Origin of the sequence: Micromonospora endophytica (assembly GCF_003236305.1) — a bacterium.
Classification (GTDB): Bacteria; Actinomycetota; Actinomycetes; order Mycobacteriales; family Micromonosporaceae; genus Micromonospora; species Micromonospora endophytica.
On sequence record NZ_POTX01000015.1, the window covers coordinates 1 to 21,340 of the forward strand.

Here is a 21,340-nt window from a genome sequence, read left to right on the forward strand (position 1 = left end):
GCGGGTGGGCGTGCCGTGGGCAGGTGGCGCGCGATCAGCGACCGTCGCGGGGGCCGAAGGCGACCAGGGCGTCCACATCGCTGTTCCGGGAGCGCAGGTACTCGTCGGCGAAGGCGGCGGCGTCCGGGTAGCCCGACTCGGCGGCCACCCGAGCGCAGGCCGCATCGACGTCGTACGCCGTGCGGCGCAGTTGGACGCCGGGGCCGAGCAGCGCCCACCAGGCGCCCGCGCCACCGTACGGCATGCCGACGCTGCCCGGGTTGACGACCAGTCGGCGGTCGACCAGCCGGGTGAACGGCATGTGGGTGTGCCCGCAGACCACCGTGCCCACCTCGGCCGGCAGGTCGGCGAAGACCTCGGCCCAGCGGTCGAGGCGCGAGTCGACGAGCACGACCTCCTCGTCGTCCCGGGGTGTGGCGTGGCAGAACAGCACCTCGCCGAGACCGGCCACGGGCAGCGTCACGGTGCGCGGCAGTGCGGCCAGCCGGGCCACCTGATCGTCGCGCAGTTGCCCGGCTGCCCAGGCCGACACGTCGATCGGGGCCGGCTGCCCGGCCCGCGTCTCGACCAGATGCCGGTCGGCGTTGCCCCGGACCCAACAGGCCCGGTCACCAAGGGAGGCGAGCAGGTCGAGCACCTCGACCGGCTGCGGTCCGGCGGCGAGATCGCCGGTGAGCACGATCAGGTCGGCGGCGGCCACCTCCGGCTCGGCCAGGACGGCCTCCAGCGCCGGCAGTACGCCGTGGATGTCGGAGAGGACAGCGACGCGCTCCAGCATCGCCCCAGGATTCCGGCTGCCGGAGCTGTCGTCCAACGATTCTGCGCTGGGCAGACGGCACCCGCGTACGGCGTCGTTGCGCGGGCGCGCGAGGACCGGGGTCAGACGCGGGCGCGGCGGGCCAGGCGCTCCGGGTCGAGGATGATGATGCTCTTGCCGTCCAGCCGGAGCCAGCCACGCGAGGCGAAGTCGGCCAGGGCCTTGTTGACCGTCTCCCGCGAGGCGCCGACGAGCTGGGCGATCTCCTCCTGGGTCAGGTCGTGCGTCACCCGCAGCACGCCACCGTCCCGGGTGCCGAAGCGGCCGGCCATCTGGAGCAGGTTCTTCGCGACCCGACCCGGCACATCGGTGAAGATCAGGTCGGCCAGCGCGTCGTTGGTCCGGCGCAGCCGGCGGGCGAGCACCCGCAGCAGCTGCTCGGCGATCTCCGGCCGGTTGTTCAGCCAGGGGCGCAGGGCCTGCTTGCGCAGTCGGGCCAGTCGGCTGTCGGTGACCGCGGTGGCGGTGGCCGTACGCGGACCCGGGTCGAAGAGCGACAGCTCACCGACCATGTCCGATGGGCCCATCACCGCTATCAGGTTCTGCCGGCCGTCGGCCGCCCGGCGGCCCACCTTGATCTTGCCGGACAGCAGGATGTAGAGGCTGTCGCCGGGCTCGCCCTCGTTGAAGACGACCTCGCCCTTGCGGACCTCGATCGTCTCCATCTCCTTGGCGAGCGCCTCGGCTGCCTCCGGGTCGACTCCCTGGAAGATCCCGCTGCGGGCCAGTACCTCGTCCATCGCGCACCTCCGCTTACGCGTGCCGTCCGTCGGCGGGGTCTGCAGTCCGCTGATCCGTCGCGCGCCGACCAGTCTAGGCGCACGTGAGCAGGAATCGGAGGTGCACCCCGGGAATCTTGATCGTTGGATGTAACGTGCCCGTCGAGATCAACCGGTAGCATCGCGCCCCCGGTGCGGGCGGGCTGGGGGCGATCCCACCCTCGGTCGTAGGGTCACGGCGTGCTGAGTGATCCCCTGCTTACCGTACGCCCCGAGGACGGGCGGGACGTCCCGCTGCTCGTGTGGCGGGCCGAAGGCCCTCTGCGCGCGGTCAGCACCGCGCCACTCGGTGGCGGACTGGGCGTACGTCGCTGGGTGGTGAACGCGACGGTGCCCATGTCGTACGACCGGGACGACCCCGCCGACCACCTGGCCGGCATGGCCCGGCGGCTCGGCCTCGACGGACCGGGGGTGGGGCTGCTGACCGGGGTGGACGTCGGTGAGGTGGTGACGCGGGCGGACAGCGGCGTGCGGGTCTGGGCCACGGTCGGGCTGGGCACCCCGGTGCCCGCGGCGGCCCCGGCCCCGGCCGTGGCGCAGCGCGTCGGCACGGTGAACATCGTGGCGTACGTGCCGGCCCGGCTCGGCGACGCGGCGCTGGTCAACGCGGTGGCCACCGCCACCGAGGCGAAGGCGCAGGCGATCGCGGACCTGGGCCTGGCCGGCACCGGTACCCCTACCGACGCGGTGACAGTCCTCTGCCCGCCGGACGGTCCGCTGCACGCCTACGGCGGACCGCGCTCCACCTGGGGGGCACCCCTCGCCCGCGCGGTGCACGCAGCGGTGTGTGCGGTCGGGGTCGACACGGTGCCATGGTCGGATCGGCTGCCGGGCTGAGACTCCCACCCGATCGGCCGTCGTGGACGCGTTATCCGGCCGGTAGGGTCGCCCACGATGTATGCTGCCGCCCTTTCCGTGTCCCGATCGCGTCGCCGCCGCGTGGCCGCAGTCGGGGCGCTGCTCGTCGCCCTTGTGCTGGCCGGTTGTGGTGACTCCGGCGGGCAGCCGGTCTGGCAACCCGGCGTGGGTGGTGGCGGCACGGGCGGGCCGGTCGAGTCGAGCCCTCCGGCACCCAAGCCGATCTCGCTCTCCGCCACCGGCGACATCGTCATGGCCATGGCACCCAACCGGATGCCGCCTAACGACGGCAAGGGCTTCTTCGACTCGGTCAAGAAGGCGCTCGCCGCCGACCTGGTGATGGGCAACCTGGAAGAGCCGTTGACCGAGGACACCGGCGTCAGCAAGTGCGGGCCCGACTCGACGAGTTGCTTTGCGTTCCGGGCCCCGCCCGGGTACGCCAAACACCTCGCCGACGCCGGGTTCGACCTGCTCAACCAGGCCAACAACCACGGCAACGACTTCGGGGCGAAGGGGTACGAAAACACCCAGCAGGCACTGGAGGAGCACGGCCTCGAACACACCGGGGCGCCCAACCAGATCACCGTGGTCGACGTCAAGGGCGTCAAGGTGGCGGTCGCCGGCTTCTCCTCGTACGCCTGGTCGAACAGTCTTGTCGACATCCCGGCCGCGAAGAAGGTGATCGCCAAGGCCGCCACCATGGCAGACATCGTGGTGGTGCAGGTGCACATGGGTGCCGAGGGCGCGGAGATGACCCGGGTCCGGCCGGGTACCGAGACCTACGTCGGTGAGAACCGGGGCGATCCGATCAAGTTCTCCCGGGCGATGATCGACTCCGGCGCCGACCTGGTGGTCGGCCATGGCCCGCACGTGCTGCGCGGCATGGAGTTCTACAAGGGCCGGCTGATCGCGTACAGCCTGGGCAACTTCGCCGGCGGCGGCAACTCGCTGAGCAACACCGGCCGGCTCGGCTGGGGTGGCGTGCTCAAGGTCAAGTTGAATCCGGACGGCAGTTGGGCGGGCGGCTCGTTCGCCTCCACCTACATGAACGACGTCCGCCTGCCGACCATGGATCCCGACGACCGTGGCCTCGGGTTGCTCCGGGAGCTCAGCAAGCTCGACTTCCCGGAGTCCGGCGCGCAGCTCGACGACTCCGGGAAGATCAGCCCGCCGGACGCCGACTGACCCGGGCCGGTACGCCAGGCCGGCGGGACGGTCGGTGCGACGACGTAGGCTGGCCGTCGTGACCAGAAGTGCCACCGAGACCGACCTCGGGCGGACCCGGCGGGCGCGGCGGATCGGCCGCGTGCTCGCCGAGACCCACCCCGACGCGCACTGCGAGCTGAACCATGCCAACCCGCTGGAGTTGGCCGTCGCCACCATCCTCTCGGCCCAGTGCACCGACAAGAAGGTGAACGAGGTCACCCCCAAGCTCTTCGCCCGCTACCCGACCGCCGCCGACTACGCCGGGGCGGACCGGGGCGAGTTGGAGGAGCTGATCCGGCCCACCGGCTTCTACCGCAACAAGACCAGCTCGCTGATCCAGCTCGGTCAGGCACTCGTCGAGCGGTACGACGGTGAGGTCCCCGGCCGGCTGGTCGACCTGGTGACGCTGCCCGGGATCGGCCGCAAGACCGCCAACGTCATCCTCGGCAACGCCTTCGACGTGCCCGGCATCACCGTCGACACCCACTTCCAGCGGCTGGTGCAGCGCTGGCGGCTGACCACCGAGACCGACCCGGTCAAGATCGAGCATGCGATCGGCGCGATGTTCCCCAAGCGCGACTGGACCATGCTGTCGCACCGGATCATCTTCCACGGCCGCCGGGTCTGCCACGCCCGCAAGCCCGCCTGCGGGGCGTGCACCCTGGCCACGCTCTGCCCGTCGTACGACACCGGCCCGACCGAGCCGGCCGCAGCGGCGAAGCTGCTCAAGGGTCCTCGGGCCCGCGACCTCGCGGTCGCCGCCGGCGTCGACCCCGACCTCGTGCCCGTGCAGGCGGTCCGGGCGGAGGTGCCATGATCCGCCGCCTCACCCTGCTCTGCGTCGCGGTGCTGCTGCTGGTCACCACCGGTTGCACCGCCGAGCCCGAGCCCGACTCGCCCACCCCGCGGGACGCCGCCGCCAGCCGGCCGTCACCGTTCGAGGAGTGCGCCGCGCTCACCGCGGGCCCGACCGCCCCCGCTGACCCCGGCACCGCCTCCGGTGACCTGCTGCCGGAGCTGACCCTGCCCTGCTTCACCGGCGGTGCCCAGGTCACCCTGCGGGAGGTGGCCGGGCCGGCAGTGATCAACATTTGGGCCTCCTGGTGCGCACCCTGCCGTGAGGAACTGCCCGCCTTCCAGCGGCTCAGCCAACGCGCCGCAGGACAACTGCGGGTCATCGGGGTCAACAACCGGGACAGCCGCGAGGCCGCCCAGTCCATCGGCGAGGATTTCGGCGTACGGTTTCCGATGCTCTTCGACCAGGGTGAGGCGTTGCGGCGGGCGCTGCGCCGCAACGCGTTCCCGCTCACCGTGTTCGTCGCCGCCGACGGGCGGATCCGGCACATCGACACCTCAGGTGCCCTCGACGACGCGCAACTCGCCACGCTCGTCCGACAGCACCTCGACGTCACGGTGCCCGCGTGAGCCACGTCCGATCGGCGAACGGTGGGCGGCGGCAGCCGCCGGGCTGGATGACGCCGCTGCTGACCCGGCTCGGCACCGCGCGTCGCGAGGACTTCACCCCGCTTCGCACCCCGGAGCAGGGCGGCCGGGAAAGTGCCGTGCTGGTGCTGCTCGGCGAGGAGACCGGCACCGGCCCCGACGTGCTGATCCTCCAACGGGCCGCCACGCTGCGCAATCACGCCGGCCAGCCGGCGTTTCCCGGTGGTGCCGCTGACCCGGAGGACGCCGACGCCGCGGCGACCGCACTGCGCGAGGCCAACGAGGAGGTCGGGCTCGATCCGACAAGCGTCACCCTGCTCACCGAGCTGCCGAGACTCTGGATCCCGGTCAGCGACTTCGTGGTGACCCCGGTGCTGGCCTGGTGGCACGCGCCGCATCCGGTGCATCCCCGGGAACCGGCCGAGGTGGCGCACGTGGCCCGGCTGCCAGTCACCGAGCTTGTCGACCCGGACAACCGGATGCGGGTACGCCACCCGAGCGGCTGGATCGGTCCGGCGTTCTCCGTACGCGGAATGCTGGTCTGGGGCTTCACCGCCGGAGTGCTGGCGACGCTGCTCGACATGGGTGGGTGGAGCCGGCCGTGGCCCCTCGGCCGGGTGATCGACCTGCCTCCGGTGGCGGCGGTGCCGGCCCCGTCCGCCGGTACCGACGAGGCCGATGAGAGCGCGGTCCGCTGATCGGACCGTCACCTTCCGCTAGTGATCGTCATCCCGCGCGCCCCCGGCCCGTACGCTTGACCCGTGTCGGCCGTGGATCTCGTAATGCTGTTACTCATGCTCGTGTTCGCGATCAGCGGATACCGACAGGGGTTCGTCATCGGAGTGCTGTCGTTCTCCGGGTTCTTCCTGGGTGCCCTGATCGGCCTCCAGATCGGGCCGCTGATCGCCGAGCAGTTCGTGGACAGCGGCACCCGGGTGCTCATCGCACTTGTCGCCGTCTTCGGCCTGGCGGTGGTCGGCCAGGCGCTCGCCGGCTGGCTCGGTTCCCACCTGCGCCGCACCATCGCCAGCGACGTGGGCCGGCAGGTCGACGACGTCGGTGGCGCGTTCGTCTCGCTCTTCGCGGTGCTCCTGGTCGCCTGGCTGGTCGCGGTGCCGCTCGGCTCCTCCTCGCTGCCCTGGCTGGCCGCCTCGGTGAAGAACAGCGCGCTGCTGCGCACGGTGGACGCCGTCATGCCCGACCAGGCCCAGCAGCTGTCCCGGGCGCTGCGGGACACCGTCGACACCAACGGCTTCCCGGACGTCTTCGACGGTCTGCGGCGCACCCAGGCTCGGCAGGTCGAGCCGCCAGACCCGGCCCTCGCCGGCTCCGAGGTGGTGGCCAACGGCCGGCAGTCGGTGGTCAAGGTGCTCGGCTCCGCGCCGAGCTGCTCGCGCCGGATCGAGGGCTCCGGCTTCGTGTACGCAGACGACCGGGTGATGACGAACGCGCACGTGGTCGCCGGCACCCGCACGGTGGCGGTGGAACTGCGCGGCGACCGGTACGACGGCGAGGTCGTCGTCTACGACCCGGATCGGGACCTGGCCGTGCTGTACGTCCCCGGGCTGCCCGGCCCCTCCATGCGGTTCGCTGCTGGTAACGCCTCCACCGGCGCGGACGCCATCGTGCTCGGCTTCCCGCTGGACGGCCCGTACAACGCGCAGTCGGCCCGGGTCCGTGACGTCGGCCGGATCCCCGGGCCGAACATCTACTCCTCCGGCGAGGTCACCCGGGAGATCTACACGATCCGGGCGCTGGTGCGCAGCGGCAACTCGGGTGGACCGTTGGTCTCCTCGAACGGCCTGGTGCTCGGGGTGATCTTCGCGGCGGCGGCGGAAGACCCGAACACCGGATTCGCGGTGACCGCCGCCGAGGCCCGGCCGGTGGCGCTGGAAGGCGCGCAGCGTACCCGGGGTGTCGGCACCGGCGAGTGCACCTGACGCCTCACCGCCCGGTCGCCGGCCGGATGTCTCCCGCGTGCCTGTCGAACAGGGCCACGGTGGCGATGACCACCGCCGTTCCGAGCAGCCAGCCGGCCACCACATCACTTGTCCAGTGGACGCCGAGAGCGATCCGGCTGAACCCGGTGACCAGGGCGATCAGCAGCGCGCCGACGCACACCGCCACCCGCGTTGCCGGCCGGGCGGCCGGTCGTGCCACGGCGGGGTGCAGGAAGACCACCACCAGGACCCCGGCGGCGAGCGCCGCGTTCAGCGCGTGTCCCGAGGGGAAGGCGAGCCCCGACGCCTGCGCCACCGGATCGGGCAGCGCCGGTCGCGGGCGACCGATGAGCAGCTTGAGCAGCGGCCCGAGCAGGCCACCGACGACCATGGTCGTGGTGACCCAGGCGGCGAGCCGCCGGGCGCCCCGGACGGCCAGACAGATCACCAGGACCAGGGCCGCGATCCGCAGCGGCATCGGTGCGAAGGCGTCGGTCCAGAAACTCATAACCCGGGTCCAGGCCGGCTGGTCGTGGGCCACGTCGTGCAGCCGCTCGGCCACCGCCACGTCCAGCCGACGCAGCGGCGGCCAGTCGGCCAGCACCAGTGCGGCGAGCAGCGCGAACAGCACGAAGGAGAGCAGCCCGGAGGCGGGCAGGGCCGGCCACCGCCGCGCCACGGGCAGGTGGGACCGCGATGATGACGCTGCGCCGCGTCGGCCGGTGCTGCCCATGTCGGCAGGTGTACCCAGCCGGAGCGGCTCGGCCACCTGGGAACCTGCGGATTCGTCCGGCGGGCCGGTCAGCGGTGCGCCCGCCGGAACCGGCGCACCATGAGCGCCGCGCCGGTGAGCAGGGCGACGAGGATCGCCGAGCCCACCCAGAGCCGTTCGGTGGCGACGTCGTCAGGTGACCCGGCCGCCCGCGCCCGCCACCTGGTCTCCTGTTGCGGCCCGCTCAGGCCGAGTTGTTCGGCGTCCGGATCGTTGACCGGGGTCAGGCCGGGTGCCGAGCCGAAGCCGCTGACCCCCGGCGAGTCGTTGTCGTCGAGAGGGTTGTGGCCGATCAGCGGCACGTCGGCGGTGAGGGCCGCGATCGGGTCGACCAGACCGTAGCCGAAACGGTCGTCGCGGCCGGTGGGGCCGATGTCCTTGGCGGTGGTCAGCAGCCGGTTCACCACGTCGCCGGCGGACATCTGCGGATACCGGGAGCGCACCAGGGCGGCGGTGGCGGCGACCAGCGGCGCGGCGAAGCTGGTGCCCTGCACCCGCCAGTAGCCGGAAGGCGGGCGGGCGCCGACGAGTCCACTGGCCGGCGCGGTGAGGACGGTGGCGCGTCCGGTGATCGCGCCGCTCCACAGGTTGTTGCTGCTGCGTTCCAGGCCGGAGACCGCGATCACGCCCGGTTCCCGAGCCGGATACCACACCTTCGCGTCAGGTGAGGTGGCGAGGTTGCCGGTGCAGGCGATCACCACGACGTCGCGGGCGAAGGCGTAGTCGATGGCGGCCGCCAGGGCGGGACTGTCGCCGCTGCCGCCGAGCGACAGGTTGATCACGCGGGCACCGTTGTCGACCGCCCACCGTACGCCCTTGGCCACGATGAGGGCGTCGTCGTAGCGGTTCTCCTCGTCGAGCACCCGTACCGGCAGGATCCGGGCGTCCGGTGCCAGTCCCACCACGCCCTGCCGGTCGTCGTTGCGTCCGGCGATCAGCCCGGCCACCGTGGTGCCGTGCCCGACCGGATCCGGCGGGGTGGCACCGCCGGGGGAGACCAGGTCGAGGCCGGGAAGCACCCGACCGGCCAGATCCGGATGGGAACCGTCCACCCCGGAGTCGATCACGGCGACGGTCACGCCACGCCCGGTCGACGTCCGCCAGGCGATCTCCGCGCCCAACTTGTCGAGCTGCCACTGCTCGTCGCGGATCTGGTCGGAACGTTCGGTGACGTCTCCCGGCGCGTACGCCACCGGGACAGCGAACGGGGACACGGTGAGCGGCGTGGCAGTGGCGGGTACGACCGTGACGGCGGCCGCCAGCACGGTGGCCGTCGCCGACAGCAGTGCCCGGTGAGCGAACCATCGAGGCCCGAACCGGCCGCTGTGCCGCACCCTGGTCACCTTCTCAGCCATTCCTCGCAGGACACATGACGATCGGAGATTACCGGTTCCGTCCCGCTTACAGGGACGTTCCGTGGACTTCGCGTCACTGTGGCGGAAGGTGGGCCAGTTGGACCAGGCGTACCCCTTCACGTCGGGTGAGCAGTCGGCCGCGTCCGGGCGGCAGCGGACCGGGCCGGACCGCCCCGAGCAACGCACCCTCCTCCGGGCTGCCCGACATCACCAGGCCCGAGGTGGAGAGCTCCCGAAGCCGCTGCACGAGGGGCTCGTACTGGGCTCGACCGGCACCGCCGCACCGGCGCACCATCACCAGGTGCAAACCGATGTCGCGGGCCTGCGGCAGATGCTCCTCCAGCGCCCGCAGCGGGTTCGCCGGGCCGCTGGCGACCAGGTCGTAGTCGTCCACCAGGACGAACAGTTCCGGCCCGGACCACCACGACCTGTCGCGTAGCTGGGCCGGGCTGACCTCCGGGCCGGGGATGCGGCCCTGCATGTAACCGGCGGCCGACTCGACCAGGTCGGCGGTGTGGGCCGCGGCGGTGCCGTACCCGATCAGGTGCGGCGTCTCGATGGCACCGAGCAGGCTGCGTCGATAGTCCACCAGGATCACCCGGGCCTGCTCCGGGGTGAATCGGGTGACGATCGAGGTGGCCAGGGCGCGCAGGAACGACGACTTGCCGCACTCGGCGTCGCCGTAGACCAGGAAGTGCGGTTCGGTGGCGAAGTCGAGGACCACCGGACGCAGGTCCGCCTCGGCGATCCCGATCGGGATCCGCAGCCCGGTGGTGGCGTCGAGGTCCAGATCGGCGTACGGCAGCACCGCGGGGAGCAGCCGGACCCGGGGCGCGGCCGGACCGGACCAGGCCGCGGCGACCTGTCGTACCAGCCCGGTGGTGTCGGCGTCGGTGGCGCGTGGCAGCGCGGTGAGGAAGTGCAGGCTCTCGGCGGTGATGCCACGTCCCGGCCGCTGCTCCGGCACGTCGACGGCCGCGCGTCGGGCGACGAGTGAGTCGGACGGATCACCGAGGCGCAGTTCCAACCGGGAACCGAAGAGATCCCGGATGGCCGGGCGGAAGTCCAGCCAGCGCACCGCGCTGGCCACCACGTGCAGACCGTACGACAGGCCACGGGTGGCGAGGTCGGTGATCAGTGGTTCGAGGTCGTCGTACTCCCCGCGCAGGGTGGCCCACCCGTCGATGACCAGGAACACGTCACCGAAGCTGTCCTCCCCGGCCAAGTCGGCCCGGGGCCGGGCGGCACGACGCTGCCGCCAGGCGGTGACCGACTCCACGCCGGCCTCGGCGAAACTCCGCTCCCGTTCGGCCAGCAGAGTGGACATCTCGCCGACGGTCCGGCGTACCCCGGTGGGATCGGCCCGGCCGGTGACCCCGCCGACGTGGGGTAGCTCGCGCAGCGCGGCCAGCCCGCCGCCGCCGAAGTCGAGGCAGTAGATCTGCACCTCGGCCGGGGTGTGGGTGAGCGCCAACGCGCAGATGAGCGTACGCAGCGCGGTGGACTTGCCGCTCTGCGTACCGCCGACCACCGCGACGTGGCCCGCCGCGCCGTCCAGCGCCAACCAGAGCACGTCCCGGCGCTGCTCGTACGGCTTGTCGACCACGGCTACCGGCACCTGGAGCGCCCCGTGCAGCTCGGGATTGCCGAAGCTCAGCCCACGGGCCGGGTCCACCGCGAGCGGCCCGACCAACTCGTCGAGCGTGGGTGCGCCGTCGAGCGGCGGCAGCCACACCTGGTGGGCCGGTGGCCCCTGCCCGGCCAGCCGGCCGACCAGCAGATCCAACAGGGTCTCCCGGTTTTCCTCCTCGTCCTGCTCGGCGACGGGGGCGGGCGACGGTTGCGGCGCGGGCGTGAAGTGGGTGGAGAAGGTGAGCAGGCGAGGGCGTTGCCCGCCGGCCGTGGCGACGTCCGTCCCGCGTCGGCGTACCGGCCCGGAGACGTAGGCGCTCTTGAAGCGCAGCAGCGGTTCGGTGCCGAAACGCAGGTAGCCGTGCCCCGGTGAGCGGGGCAACTGGTGAGCGTCCGGCACCCCGAGCACGGTCCGCGACTCCAGCGCGGAGAAGGTACGCAGACCGATCCGGTACGACAGGTGGGTGTCCAGCCCGCGCAGCCGCCCCTCCTCCAACCGCTGCGAGGCCAGCAGCAGATGCACGCCCAGCGACCGACCCAGCCGGCCGATCTGCACGAACAGGTCGATGAAGTCGGGCTTCGCGGAGAGCAGTTCGGAGAACTCGTCGCAGATCAGCAAGAGCGACGGCAACGGCGCGAGCGGGCTGCCCGCCGCCCGGGCCCGCTCGTAGTCCCGGAGGCTGGCGAAGTTGCCGGCCCGGCGCAGCAGTTCCTGTCGGCGGACCAGTTCGCCGTTTATCGCGTCGACCATGCGGTCGACCAGGGGCAGCGCGTCGGCCAGGTTCGTGATCACTGCGGCGGTGTGCGGCAGCCGGTCGAAGGAGGCGAACGTCGCGCCGCCCTTGAAGTCCACCAGCACGAAGTTGAGCTGCTCCGAGGAGTGGCTGGCGGCCAGCCCGAGCACCAGCGTACGCAGCAGCTCCGACTTGCCGGAGCCGGTGGCGCCGATGAGCAGCCCGTGCGGGCCCATGCCGTCCTGCGCCGACTCCTTGAGATCCAGCTCGATCGCGCCGCCGTCGACGCCGACACCGATGGGCACCCGCAGCCGTTCGCGGGCCGACCGGGGGGTCCAGCCCTGATCGGCGGTGAAGTTCTCCGGGTCGCCGATGCCGAGCAGCTCCGGCAGGCCCGGTTCGGCACCGGGCGCCGCGTCGGCCCGGCGGCTGGCGGCGGCCAACCGTAGCGGAGCCAGCCGGCGGGCCACCGCCTCGGCCTCGGCGACCTCCAGCGCGTCGGCGGTGCCGACCTCGGCGGATCCGTCCGCCGAGTGCGAACGCAGCCGGCCACCGCGTACCTCCAGCAGCAGCGCGAAGCGGTCGAGCAGTCGCGGTGGCGGCGTGCCCAGGTCGATCACTGTGACCGCGTCGATGCCACCGTCTCCGGCGAGTTCGGTGGCACCGGTCAGGTCGCCACCGTCGAGCACCACCACCAGATGTGGCCCGTCGGTGGCGGGCCCGGCCGGGCTGAACCGGGCCCGGGCGGCCAGCACCTCGTCGAGCAGGCGTTCCAGCTCCACCGCCGAACTGGTCACCAACCGCAGCGGGCCGAGGGCGTCGCTGCGGGTCGGGTGTTGGGCGTGCGGCAGCCACTTGACCCACTCCCAGACACCGCGCCGTTCCGGTCCGGCACAGACGGCGATGAGCAACTCGTCCGGGGCGTGGAAGACCGCGAGCTGGGTGAGCATCGCCCGGACCAGCACCTGCGCCTCCGGTGACCCGGTGTGGCCAGCCGGCGCGCCGCGTACGAAAACCCGCGCGAAGCTGCGCAGCGACACCGCCACCGGCAGGTCGGGCACCACGGAGTACGCGTCGAGGAAGCGGCGCAGCGCGCCGGCCGTCATCGGCTCCAGCTCCTCCAGCGGGCGGGTGACCGGCGGGATCAACGGGGTGGCCAGGGTCTGCGGCCCGATCGCCACCCGGACCACCGCGAAGTCCGGATCGTTGGGGCGGCGCTCCCAGACCCGGTGACTGTCGACGGTCGACCACAACAGCGCCGGATCGGGGTGCCGGTAGAAGAGACCGGCACGCTGCCGGGTGGCGGTCTGCCGGACCTGGCGCCGCAACGTGGTCAGGTGCCGCAGGTACTCCCGGCGGGCCGCCATCATCTCGGACTTCTTGGGACCGCCCGAGGCGCTGCCCCAGCTGGTCACCAGCATGGCCAACGAGGAGAGGCCGAACATGCCGCCGACGACGTACGAGTAGGCGCCGCCGCCCCGGCCGAACATCATCGCCATCGCGACAGTGCCGCCGAGCATCGGCAACAGCATCAGGAGCTGAGTCCAGCGTCCACCGGTGTCCGCCGGAATCTCCGGAGGGGCCTCGACCGCCAGTTCACCTGCGGGAACCTGCGGCGCGGGACGCCGTGGTGGTCGTCGGATGACGACAGTGGACACTCGACCTCCCCCAACGCGCTCGGTAACCCGAACCTGGCTCATCGTAGGTAAAGTCCTCTCGTTCGCGCAGCCGTCACCCCGCTCGACATGGAGATCAATCAATGACAATCGGGCTGGCTCGGGTCACCGTCAACGCCCCTGCGCGGCGGGTCGACGTGGCCCTGCCGGAGCAGGCTCCGCTCGTCGAACTGCTGCCCGAGGTGCTGCGGCACGCCGGTGTCGGGCTCGCCGACGACGGCGAACAGCACGGCGGCTGGGTGCTGCGCCGCGCCGACGGGACCGTGCTGGCGACCGCGCAGACCCTGCTCGCCCAGGGCGTACGCGACGGCGAGGTGCTGCACCTGGTGCCGGCCCGCGCCGAATGGCCCGAGCTGGAGTACGACGACGTGGTGGAGGCCATCGTCGACGGCGCGCGTCGACGCGGTGGCGGGTGGTCGTCCCGGGCCACCCGGGCGGCGGCGCTGGGCGGTGCCGCCGTACCGCTCGCCGTCGGCCTGCTCGCCCTGCTCACCGGGGGACCGGGCCAACCGGCCGGCGCGCTGGCCGCGACCGGCGTGGCGGTGCTGCTGGTGCTGGCCGGCACGGTGCTCTCCCGGGCCCAGGGCGACGGTCCGGCGGGAGCGACGGTCGGCGGCTACGCACTGCCGTACGCGGCGGTGGCCGGTGCGCTCGCCGTCAGCTCCGGTGACCCGGTCGGGCCACTGGCCCCGCTGCGCTGGATCGGCGCGGCCGAACTGCTTGCCGGTTCGGCGGCGTTGCTGCTGGTCTCGGTGCTCGGACTGCTTGGGGTGGCGACCCGGCTGCGGATCTTCGTGGCAGGTGCGGTGACGGGGGCGGTCGGGGTGCCGGCCGCCCTGGGGGGCGTGTTGCTCGGGTCCGCAGGCGCCGCGGCCGTGCTGCTCTGCGTGCTGCCCTTCGCGATCGGGGCGATCCCGCTGCTGGCCATCCGGTTGGGCAAGGTGCCACTGCCGCCGATCACCCTGCCCACCGGCGCCGCGGAAGACCCGGACCGAGCCCGTGACCTGCCCGATCGGGGCCGGGTGTACGCGGCGGTGGCCCGGACCGAGGAGATGCTGACCGGAATGCTCATCGCGCACGCGGTGCTCACCGTTGCCGCTGCGGTGGTGCTCGGCGTCACCGGTGGCAACACCGGTCGGGTGCTCGTCGCGGTGGCCTCGGCGGTGCTGCTGCTGCGGGCCCGGCTCTTCGCGGCGGTACGGCACCGGTCGCCGCTGGTGCTCGCCGGATCGGCCGGGTACGCGGTCCTCGGTGCGGTGCTCGCCACCGGTGCCGGACCGACCGGTCGCCTCGTCCTGGCCGTCGGCGGAGTGCTTGTCGCCCTGGTGGTGGTGGCCGGCGGCAGCACGTACGCCCGCCGGCCGGTCTCCCCGTACCTCGGTCGGTTCGCCGACCTCACCGACACCGTGCTGGTGGTCTCCCTGGTGCCGATCGCCTGCGCCGTGCTCGGGCTCTACGAACGGGCCCGGGGCCTGCTCGGCTGAGCGCTTCCCGGGCCGGTCGACACGTCAGTTCAGTGGGTGGCCTCGCCGCGCGCCTCGGCCTCCCGGGCACGTCGGTACGACGCCTGGATCTCGGCCTCGGCCTCGATCCGCCCCACCCAGGTCGCACCCTCGACCGACTTGCCCGGCTCCAGATCCTTGTAGACCTCGAAGAAGTGCTGGATCTCCAGCCGGTCGAACTCGCCGAGGTGGTGGATGTCGCGCAGATGCTCCTGCCGCGGGTCCTCGTACGGGACGCAGAGGACCTTGTCGTCGCCACCCTTCTCGTCCGTCATCCGGAACATGCCGATGGTGCGGCACCGGATCAGGCAACCCGGGAAGGTCGGCTCGGGCACCAGCACCAGGGCGTCCAGGGGGTCACCGTCCTCGCCCAGCGTGCCCTCGATGAACCCGTAGTCCGCCGGATACTGGGTGGAGGTGAAGAGCGTGCGGTCCAGCCGGATCCGGCCGGTCACGTGGTCCACCTCGTACTTGTTGCGGTGACCCTTCGGGATCTCAACCGTGACGTCGAAATCCATCTGCACGCTCCCTCGTTCGCCCACGCTGGCTTCGCCGGAACCGGCGGTCGCGCCTCGGGCAGGCGAATGCCCACCCACCGACTCCGACCGCCGCATAGTCTTCGGACCGAAGTAGTGTCACCCAGGCCGGTTCCAAACGGGGAGGAGGGGGTCGTGGGGAGGGAAGATTCACACTACCGTTCCAGCGATGCCGCCGGAGGCGACAACGCCCAGCAACCGGCCAAGCCGGCGACCGGGCGGGTGTCGGTGCCGGACGCGCAGACCCTCCGACCGCAATCGGCGTACCCACCCGCCTCGCCTCCATCCGGCCCGGCGCCGACGACCGCGGCTGGTGCGGTCGCGCCGCCGGCGCCCACCGAAACGCCTCCACCGCCGGCCCCGCCCAGCAGCCGCCGGCGGCTGCCGCTGGTGCTCGCCGCCGTACTGGTGCTCGTCCTGGTCGCGGTCGGGTTGGTCGCGGTACGCCCCGGCCCCGTGGCGCGGTGGCTGGGTGACGACTCCGCTGGCTCCGCTACCGCTGGCCCGCCGGAACCCGCACCGGTCGCGGTGCTGGCCGCAGCCGACGTCGGGGCGCCGATGCCGAGTGCCGAGGGGCTGCGCGCGGTGCTCGATCCACTTGTCGGGGACGCCGCGCTCGGCGGCCGGGTCAACCTGGCGGTGGCCGACGCGCTGACCGGGCAGCCACTCTTCGAACGGGGTGGCGGCGAGGGGACCGTGCCGGCTTCGGTGACCAAGCTGCTGACTGCGGTGACGGTGCTCACCGCGCGCGGACCCGGGTACCGGATACCGACCCGTGCGGTGGCCGGATCGGCACCGGGCGAGGTGGTGATCGTCGGCGGCGGGGATCCGACCCTGGCAGCCGGCGCCAAAGGCTTCTACCCGGGGGCGGCCAGCCTCGAAGACCTCGCCAAGCAGGTGCGTACGGCGCTGGGCGGGACCGAGCCGACCCGGGTCGTCGTCGACTCGACGCTTTACCCGGGGCCGGTGCACGGACCGGGTTGGGACGATGACATTCCCACCGGCGGGTACGGCGCGGCGGTGACCGCGTTGATGCTCGACGGCGCACGTAAGGACCCCAAGGCCGACCAGGGTTGGGCCGAGCGGGTCCCCCAGCCGGAACTCGCCGCCGGCCGGGCCTTCGCCCGACTGCTCAACGTGCCGGAGAGCGCCGTCCGGAGCGGCACCGCGCCGCCGGCACCGACCGAGGCGACTCCGGCCGCCAGCGTCGCGCCCGGCGCCGAGCTGGGCGTGGTGCAGTCACCGCCGCTGATCCGGCTGGTCGACGTCATGATCAGCGAGAGTGACAACATCGTCGCCGAGGCGCTGGCCCGCCAGGTCGCCCTGGCCCGGGACCGGCCGGCCTCGTTCACCGGCGCCGCCGCGGCGATGGTCGAGGTGCTTACCGAACTCGGCCTGCCGACCGACGGACTGACCCTCGCCGACGGCAGCGGCCTGTCCCGCACGAACCTGGTCAGCCCGGCGCTGCTCACCGAACTGCTGGCGCTCGCGGCCAGCCCCGACCGGCCCGAACTCGGCGGCGTCTTCAGCGGGCTGCCGGTCGGCGGCTGGTCCGGCACGCTGCGCGACCGCTACGGCGCGACACCCGGCACCGCCTCCGGCGCCGGGGTGGTCCGGGCCAAGACGGGCACCCTGACCAAGGTGCACGCCATCGCCGGGGTGGTCACCACGGCCGAAGGACGGCTGCTCACCTTCGCGGTGCTCACCGACGAGGTGCCACCGGACGGTATGGAGCCCGCGCGGGCCGCCCTCGACCGGATCGCCGCGGCCCTCGCCACCTGCGGCTGCCACTGAACGACGGGGTGGCCGACCTGCTCCGGGGCCTCCCGATCAAGCCCACGCGGGCCGGCGAGCCCGGCTGGGGTGTCGCGACACGGGTACCGTGGGTCGCATGGCGCAGTTCGTGGACTGGGATCTGGCCGTCGCGACGGCGGGGGCACTGGGTAAGTCGGGCCCTCGGGTGTCGTACTCGGAGGCCACCGAGGTGGTCGCCGACCTGCGCCGGTTGACCGACGAGGCGGCCGGGCACGTGGCCGGGTACACCGGGCTGACGTCGCAGGTGGCGCACCCGCCGGTGCGGGTGGTCGACCGGCGCGACTGGGCCGCGACGAACGTCGCCGGCCTGCGGGAGGTGATCACCCCGCTGGTCGGCCGGCTCACCAAGGACAAACAACCCGGCGCGCTGGCCGAGGCGGTCGGCTCCCGGGTCACCGGCGTGCAGACCGGCACCGTGCTGGCGTACCTGTCGGGGCGGGTGCTCGGTCAGTACGAGGTCTTCTCCGGCGAGCCGGGGCAGTTGCTGCTCGTCGCGCCGAACGTCGTCGAGGTGGAGCGCAAGCTGGGCGCCGACCCACGTGATTTCCGGCTCTGGGTCTGCCTGCACGAGGTGACCCACCGGACGCAGTTCACCGCCGTGCCGTGGATGCGGGGATACTTCCTCGGCGAGGTGCAGGCGTTCGTGGACGCCGCGCAGGGTGGCGAGCAACTGCTCGACCGGCTGCGTCGCAGCGTGGGCACGCTCGCCGACGTGGTCCGCAACCCGCAGAGCCGGGCCAGCGTGCTGGACATCGTGCAGACACCGGGGCAGCGGGCGGTGCTGGACCGGCTGACCGCGCTGATGACCCTGCTGGAAGGGCACGCCGAGTTCGTGATGGACGGCGTCGGTCCGCAGGTGATCCCGAGCGTGGAGCGGATCCGGGCCGGGTTCAACAGGCGCCGCGAGGCCGGCAACCCGGTGGAGAAGGCGGTCCGGCGGTTGATCGGCATCGACGTCAAGATGCGGCAGTACGCGGAGGGTCGCAAGTTCGTGCACGCGGTGGTCGAGCGGGTCGGCATGGCCGGTTTCAACCGGGTGTTCGAGTCACCGTTGACGCTGCCCCGGCTCGCCGAGCTGAGCGAACCGGACGCCTGGGTGGCGCGGGTGCACGGGCCGGTCGGCCCGGTGCCGGACGCCGGCTGAGCACGGCGCCGGCATGGCCCCACTCGCACCGCCGGTCGCCGCGATCCGGCTCGCGGTCCGTCGTGCGCTGGCCGATCTGCCAGCGTACGGGCCGGTGCTTGTCGCCTGCTCCGGCGGGGCCGACTCACTCGCCCTGGCCGCGGCCGCCGCCTTCGTGGCCCCACGGGCCGGCCACACCGCCGGCCTGGTCACCGTCGATCACGGGTTGCAGGCCGGGTCGGCCGGGCGGGCCGAGGCGGTGGCCCGGTGGGCGCAACGGGCCGGTCTCGCGTCCGTTGACGTGGTGCGGGTCGATGTCGCCGGCCGACCGGGCGGTCCCGAGGCGGCGGCCCGCGAGGCGCGCTACCAGGCCCTCACCGAGGTGGCCGGGCGGCACGGGGCGGTGGCGCTGCTGACCGGGCACACCCGCGACGACCAGGCCGAAACCGTGCTGCTGGCGCTGGCCCGAGGTGCCGGCCCGCGTGGGCTGGCCGGGATGCCCACCCGCCGGGACCTGAATGGGGTGCCGCTGGTCCGGCCGCTTCTGGAGATCAGCCGCGGGCAGACCCGGGCGGCGTGCGTGGCCCTGGGACTGACGCCGTGGCAGGACCCGCACAACAGCGACCCTGCGTACGCCCGGTCCCGGATCCGCGCCGACGTGTTACCGGTGCTGGTCCAGGCCCTCGGGCCGGGGGTGCTGGACAATCTGGCCCGTACCGCCCGGCTGGCCGCGGCGGACAACCTCGCCCTGGACGAGTTGGCCGATGCGGCGCTGGCCGCGGCCCGACACCCTGAGGGTGGGCTGCTGGTCGAGTCTCTGGCCAACCTGCCTGCGGCGGTACGGACCCGGGTGCTACGCGCCTGGGCGCACGAGTTGGGTGCCGCGCCGGCCGCGCTGTCCCACCGGCACGTCACCGCGCTCGACACCCTTGTCACCGGCTGGCGGGGACAGGGGCCGGCGTACCTGCCCGGCGGGCTGCGGGTGCGCCGCAGCGCCGGCCGACTGCTCGCGGTACCGGCGGAGGACGAGGAGTGTGCGGGCGGGGCGGTGTCAGCCGGTCGGCGCGCGGTGGCGGAAGGTGCGGCGGTAGGCGTTCGGGGTGGTGCCGACCCGGCGGGTGAAGTGGTGCCGTAGCCCGGCGGCGTCGCCGAAACCTGCCCGGTCGGCCACCGCCTCCACGGTCAACCCGGTCTCCTCCAGCAACCGGCGGGCGAGCAGGACCCGCTGGTTGGTCAGCCAGTCGTGCGGGGTGGTGCCGGTCTCCGCGCGGAAGCGCCGGGCGAACGTACGAGGTGACATGCCGGCCCGGGCGGCCAACTCGTCGACTGTGATCGGCCGGTCCAGCTGTCCCATCAACCACTCCAGCACCGGCTCCAGGGTGGGTGCCTCAGGTGCCTTCGGGATGGGCGCCTCGACGTACTGGGCCTGCCCGCCGTCGCGGTGCGGCGGCACCACCATCCGCCGGGCCAGTCGGGTGGCGATGGCCGAGCCGTGCTCCTGGCGTACCAGATGCAGGCAGGCGTCGATGCCGGCGGCGGTGCCGGCACTCGTCAGCAGCCGGCCGTCCTGCACGTAGAGCGAGTTGCAGCGGACCCGGGCCTCGGGGTGCCGGCGCTGCAACTCGTCCACGTGCCGCCAGTGGGTGGTGCACTCCCGCCCGTCGAGCAGCCCCGCCTCGCCCAGCAGGTACGCGCCGGTGCACACGCTGAACAGGTAGGCCCCCCGGTCGGCGGCCCGGCGCAGCGCGTCGTGCACCTCGGGTGGCGCGGTGGTGAAGCCCTCATGGGCGGGGACGGCCACCAGGTCCGCCTCCGCGACCGGGCCGAGGTCGGCGTTCGGCGTCACCTGGAAACCGGCGGAGGTGCGTACGCCGGCACCCCGTGGGCTACACACGTCGAAGCGGTACCCGGGCAGGCCGTCGGCGGTGCGGTCGGTGCCGAAGACCTCGGCGAGCACACCGAGTTCGAACGGGGCGACCCCGTCCAGGGCGAGCACGGCGACAGAGTGAAGCATGTGACGAGGGTAACCGCAGTGGTGGCGGGATTTCACGCACGGCTGGCATTTCTGCCACTGTCCGGGCGGTGATGCGGCGCGCAGACTTGCCTGGTCCGGTGCGCACCGGCGGCGACAAAAACCCAGCAATCATGCGAAAGCGAGCGCCGCCATGGGATTCCTTTTTCTGCTGATCTTCCTCCTGCTCCTCACCTTCGCCTCCGCCGTCGGCTTGACCGCCGACAGCCGCGACTCGGCCGACTGGAAACCGTCAGACGGTGGTCGCCGGTGGCGATCCCGTCCGTCCTGAGGTGATTGGTGCGCTTGGTCGGAATAATCCGGGCCGGGGTCGTCCAGAAAGGGGCGGCCCCGCCGACGGCTCACCGGGGCCGTACGGCAGGCTAGGGTCATGGCTGACGGCTCCTGGTACGACGCCGACATCGACCACGTGATCATTTCCGAGGCGCAGATCCGCGAGAAGATCGCGGAGCTGGCCAAGCAGGTCTCCGCGGACTACGCGCACGTCTCCGACGGGCTGCTGCTCGTCTGTGTGCTCAAGGGCGCGGTCATGTTCATGGCCGACTTCGCCCGGGCGCTGGGCCGACAGGGGCCGCCCGCCGAGCTGGACTTCATGGCCATCTCGTCGTACGGGCAGGGCACCACCTCCTCCGGCGTGGTGCGCATCCTCAAGGACCTCGACCGGGACATCGCCGGCCGGCACGTCGTCGTGGTGGAGGACATCGTCGACTCCGGGTTGACCCTCTCCTGGCTGCTTCGCTACCTGGAGTCCCGGTCGGCGGCCAGCGTCGAGGTGGTCGCGCTCTTCCGCAAGCCGGACGCGGTCAAGGTGCACGTGCCGGTCAGGTACGTCGGGTTCGACATCCCGACCGAGTTCGTCGTCGGTTACGGCCTCGACTTCGGCGAGCGCTACCGCGAGCTGCCCTACGTCGGCGTACTCAAGCCCGAGGTCTACGCCCGCTCCTGACCTGCCCTTGTTACTTTCGGTGTGGTCGACATTCAGCCATCTCTCAGCCGATCGGGATAGCGTGGATCGCGGTGGTCAGGAGGTCTCCTCCCGGTCACGCCGGTTGAATCCCGGTTCGCCGTACGCGTAACTGCTGGGCTCGCCAGCTCACATCCGTTCCATACGGTGTACCGT

18 protein-coding genes and 1 pseudogene are annotated in these 21,340 nt (G+C 72.7%); 12 read left to right on the forward strand and 7 right to left on the reverse strand.

Features of this window, described 5'->3' with window-relative positions; genetic code table 11:
• Positions 1-34: 34 nt before the first annotated feature.
• Both C1I93_RS03905 and C1I93_RS03910 read right to left on the reverse strand, forming a co-directional pair.
• Positions 35-778, reverse strand: a complete 744-nt coding sequence (locus tag C1I93_RS03905; RefSeq protein WP_111241825.1) for a metallophosphoesterase family protein — start codon at positions 776-778, stop codon at positions 35-37.
• Positions 779-879: 101 nt separating this feature from the next.
• Positions 880-1,557, reverse strand: coding sequence for a Crp/Fnr family transcriptional regulator (locus tag C1I93_RS03910; protein ID WP_013736306.1), 678 nt, complete (start codon positions 1,555-1,557; stop codon positions 880-882).
• A 219-nt stretch (positions 1,558-1,776) separates the two neighbouring features.
• Here C1I93_RS03910 and C1I93_RS03915 point away from each other — a divergent pair, with 219 nt between their 5' ends.
• The 6 genes from C1I93_RS03915 (at position 1,777) to C1I93_RS03940 (ending at position 7,043) form a co-directional block, all read left to right on the forward strand.
• Positions 1,777-2,433, forward strand: coding sequence for an adenosylcobinamide amidohydrolase (locus tag C1I93_RS03915; RefSeq protein WP_111241826.1), 657 nt, complete (start codon positions 1,777-1,779; stop codon positions 2,431-2,433).
• 57 nt (positions 2,434-2,490) lie between these two features.
• Complete coding sequence (locus C1I93_RS03920) at positions 2,491-3,639, forward strand: CapA family protein (RefSeq protein ID WP_111241827.1); 1,149 nt, start codon at positions 2,491-2,493, stop codon at positions 3,637-3,639.
• A 58-nt stretch (positions 3,640-3,697) separates the two neighbouring features.
• Positions 3,698-4,477 (forward strand): endonuclease III, encoded by a 780-nt coding sequence (gene nth, locus C1I93_RS03925; protein WP_111241828.1) that lies wholly within the window; start codon positions 3,698-3,700, stop codon positions 4,475-4,477.
• Positions 4,474-5,085 (forward strand): TlpA family protein disulfide reductase, encoded by a 612-nt coding sequence (locus C1I93_RS03930; protein WP_111241829.1) that lies wholly within the window; start codon positions 4,474-4,476, stop codon positions 5,083-5,085. The genes nth and C1I93_RS03930 overlap by 4 nt, the downstream gene beginning before the upstream one ends.
• Before the next feature lie 47 nt (positions 5,086-5,132).
• Complete coding sequence (locus C1I93_RS03935) at positions 5,133-5,801, forward strand: NUDIX hydrolase (RefSeq protein WP_111241859.1); 669 nt, start codon at positions 5,133-5,135, stop codon at positions 5,799-5,801.
• Positions 5,802-5,864: 63 nt separating this feature from the next.
• Positions 5,865-7,043, forward strand: a complete 1,179-nt coding sequence (locus C1I93_RS03940) for a MarP family serine protease (protein WP_111241830.1) — start codon at positions 5,865-5,867, stop codon at positions 7,041-7,043.
• Positions 7,044-7,047: 4 nt separating this feature from the next.
• Here the strand turns inward: C1I93_RS03940 and C1I93_RS03945 are convergent, their stop codons facing one another.
• The 3 genes from C1I93_RS03945 to eccCa all read right to left on the reverse strand — a co-directional run bounded on the left by C1I93_RS03945 (position 7,048) and on the right by eccCa (position 13,194).
• Positions 7,048-7,812: a phosphatase PAP2 family protein gene (locus C1I93_RS03945; RefSeq protein WP_223256351.1), complete on the reverse strand. Its 765-nt coding sequence runs from the start codon at positions 7,810-7,812 to the stop codon at positions 7,048-7,050.
• 32 nt (positions 7,813-7,844) lie between these two features.
• On the reverse strand, positions 7,845-9,170 hold the full coding sequence (gene mycP, locus C1I93_RS03950; RefSeq protein WP_111241831.1) for a type VII secretion-associated serine protease mycosin: 1,326 nt from the start codon (positions 9,168-9,170) through the stop codon (positions 7,845-7,847).
• A gap of 73 nt (positions 9,171-9,243) precedes the next feature.
• Positions 9,244-13,194: a type VII secretion protein EccCa gene (gene eccCa, locus C1I93_RS03955; RefSeq protein ID WP_111241832.1), complete on the reverse strand. Its 3,951-nt coding sequence runs from the start codon at positions 13,192-13,194 to the stop codon at positions 9,244-9,246.
• A gap of 101 nt (positions 13,195-13,295) precedes the next feature.
• On the opposite strand from eccCa, the gene eccD reads away from it, so the two are divergent.
• Positions 13,296-14,696 carry a type VII secretion integral membrane protein EccD gene (eccD, locus tag C1I93_RS03960; protein ID WP_111241833.1) on the forward strand — a complete coding sequence of 467 codons (1,401 nt, stop codon included), beginning with the start codon at positions 13,296-13,298 and terminating at the stop codon, positions 14,694-14,696.
• Between the two features lie 29 nt (positions 14,697-14,725).
• Here the strand turns inward: eccD and C1I93_RS03965 are convergent, their stop codons facing one another.
• Positions 14,726-15,232 (reverse strand): inorganic diphosphatase, encoded by a 507-nt coding sequence (locus C1I93_RS03965; RefSeq protein WP_111241861.1) that lies wholly within the window; start codon positions 15,230-15,232, stop codon positions 14,726-14,728.
• Positions 15,233-15,640: 408 nt separating this feature from the next.
• Between C1I93_RS03965 and dacB the strand changes: the two genes are divergently transcribed.
• The 3 genes and pseudogenes from dacB to tilS form a co-directional block, all read left to right on the forward strand.
• Entirely contained in the window at positions 15,641-17,044 is a 1,404-nt protein-coding gene (gene dacB, locus C1I93_RS03970; protein WP_420811747.1) for a D-alanyl-D-alanine carboxypeptidase/D-alanyl-D-alanine endopeptidase, read from the forward strand.
• Between the two features lie 97 nt (positions 17,045-17,141).
• Entirely contained in the window at positions 17,142-18,209 is a 1,068-nt protein-coding gene (locus tag C1I93_RS03975; RefSeq protein ID WP_111241835.1) for a zinc-dependent metalloprotease, read from the forward strand.
• 13 nt (positions 18,210-18,222) lie between these two features.
• Positions 18,223-19,203, forward strand: a pseudogene (gene tilS, locus C1I93_RS03980) (tRNA lysidine(34) synthetase TilS); the annotation flags it as partial.
• A 36-nt stretch (positions 19,204-19,239) separates the two neighbouring features.
• On the opposite strand, the gene C1I93_RS03985 reads toward tilS, so the two are convergent.
• Entirely contained in the window at positions 19,240-20,202 is a 963-nt protein-coding gene (locus C1I93_RS03985) for a GlxA family transcriptional regulator (protein ID WP_111241837.1), read from the reverse strand.
• Positions 20,203-20,353: 151 nt separating this feature from the next.
• On the opposite strand from C1I93_RS03985, the gene C1I93_RS31910 reads away from it, so the two are divergent.
• Positions 20,354-20,491 (forward strand): hypothetical protein, encoded by a 138-nt coding sequence (locus tag C1I93_RS31910; RefSeq protein ID WP_182910375.1) that lies wholly within the window; start codon positions 20,354-20,356, stop codon positions 20,489-20,491.
• Between the two features lie 99 nt (positions 20,492-20,590).
• A complete protein-coding gene (hpt, locus tag C1I93_RS03990; RefSeq protein WP_111241838.1) occupies positions 20,591-21,166 on the forward strand; it encodes a hypoxanthine phosphoribosyltransferase in 576 nt (191 codons plus the stop codon).
• Positions 21,167-21,340 lie beyond the last annotated feature (174 nt).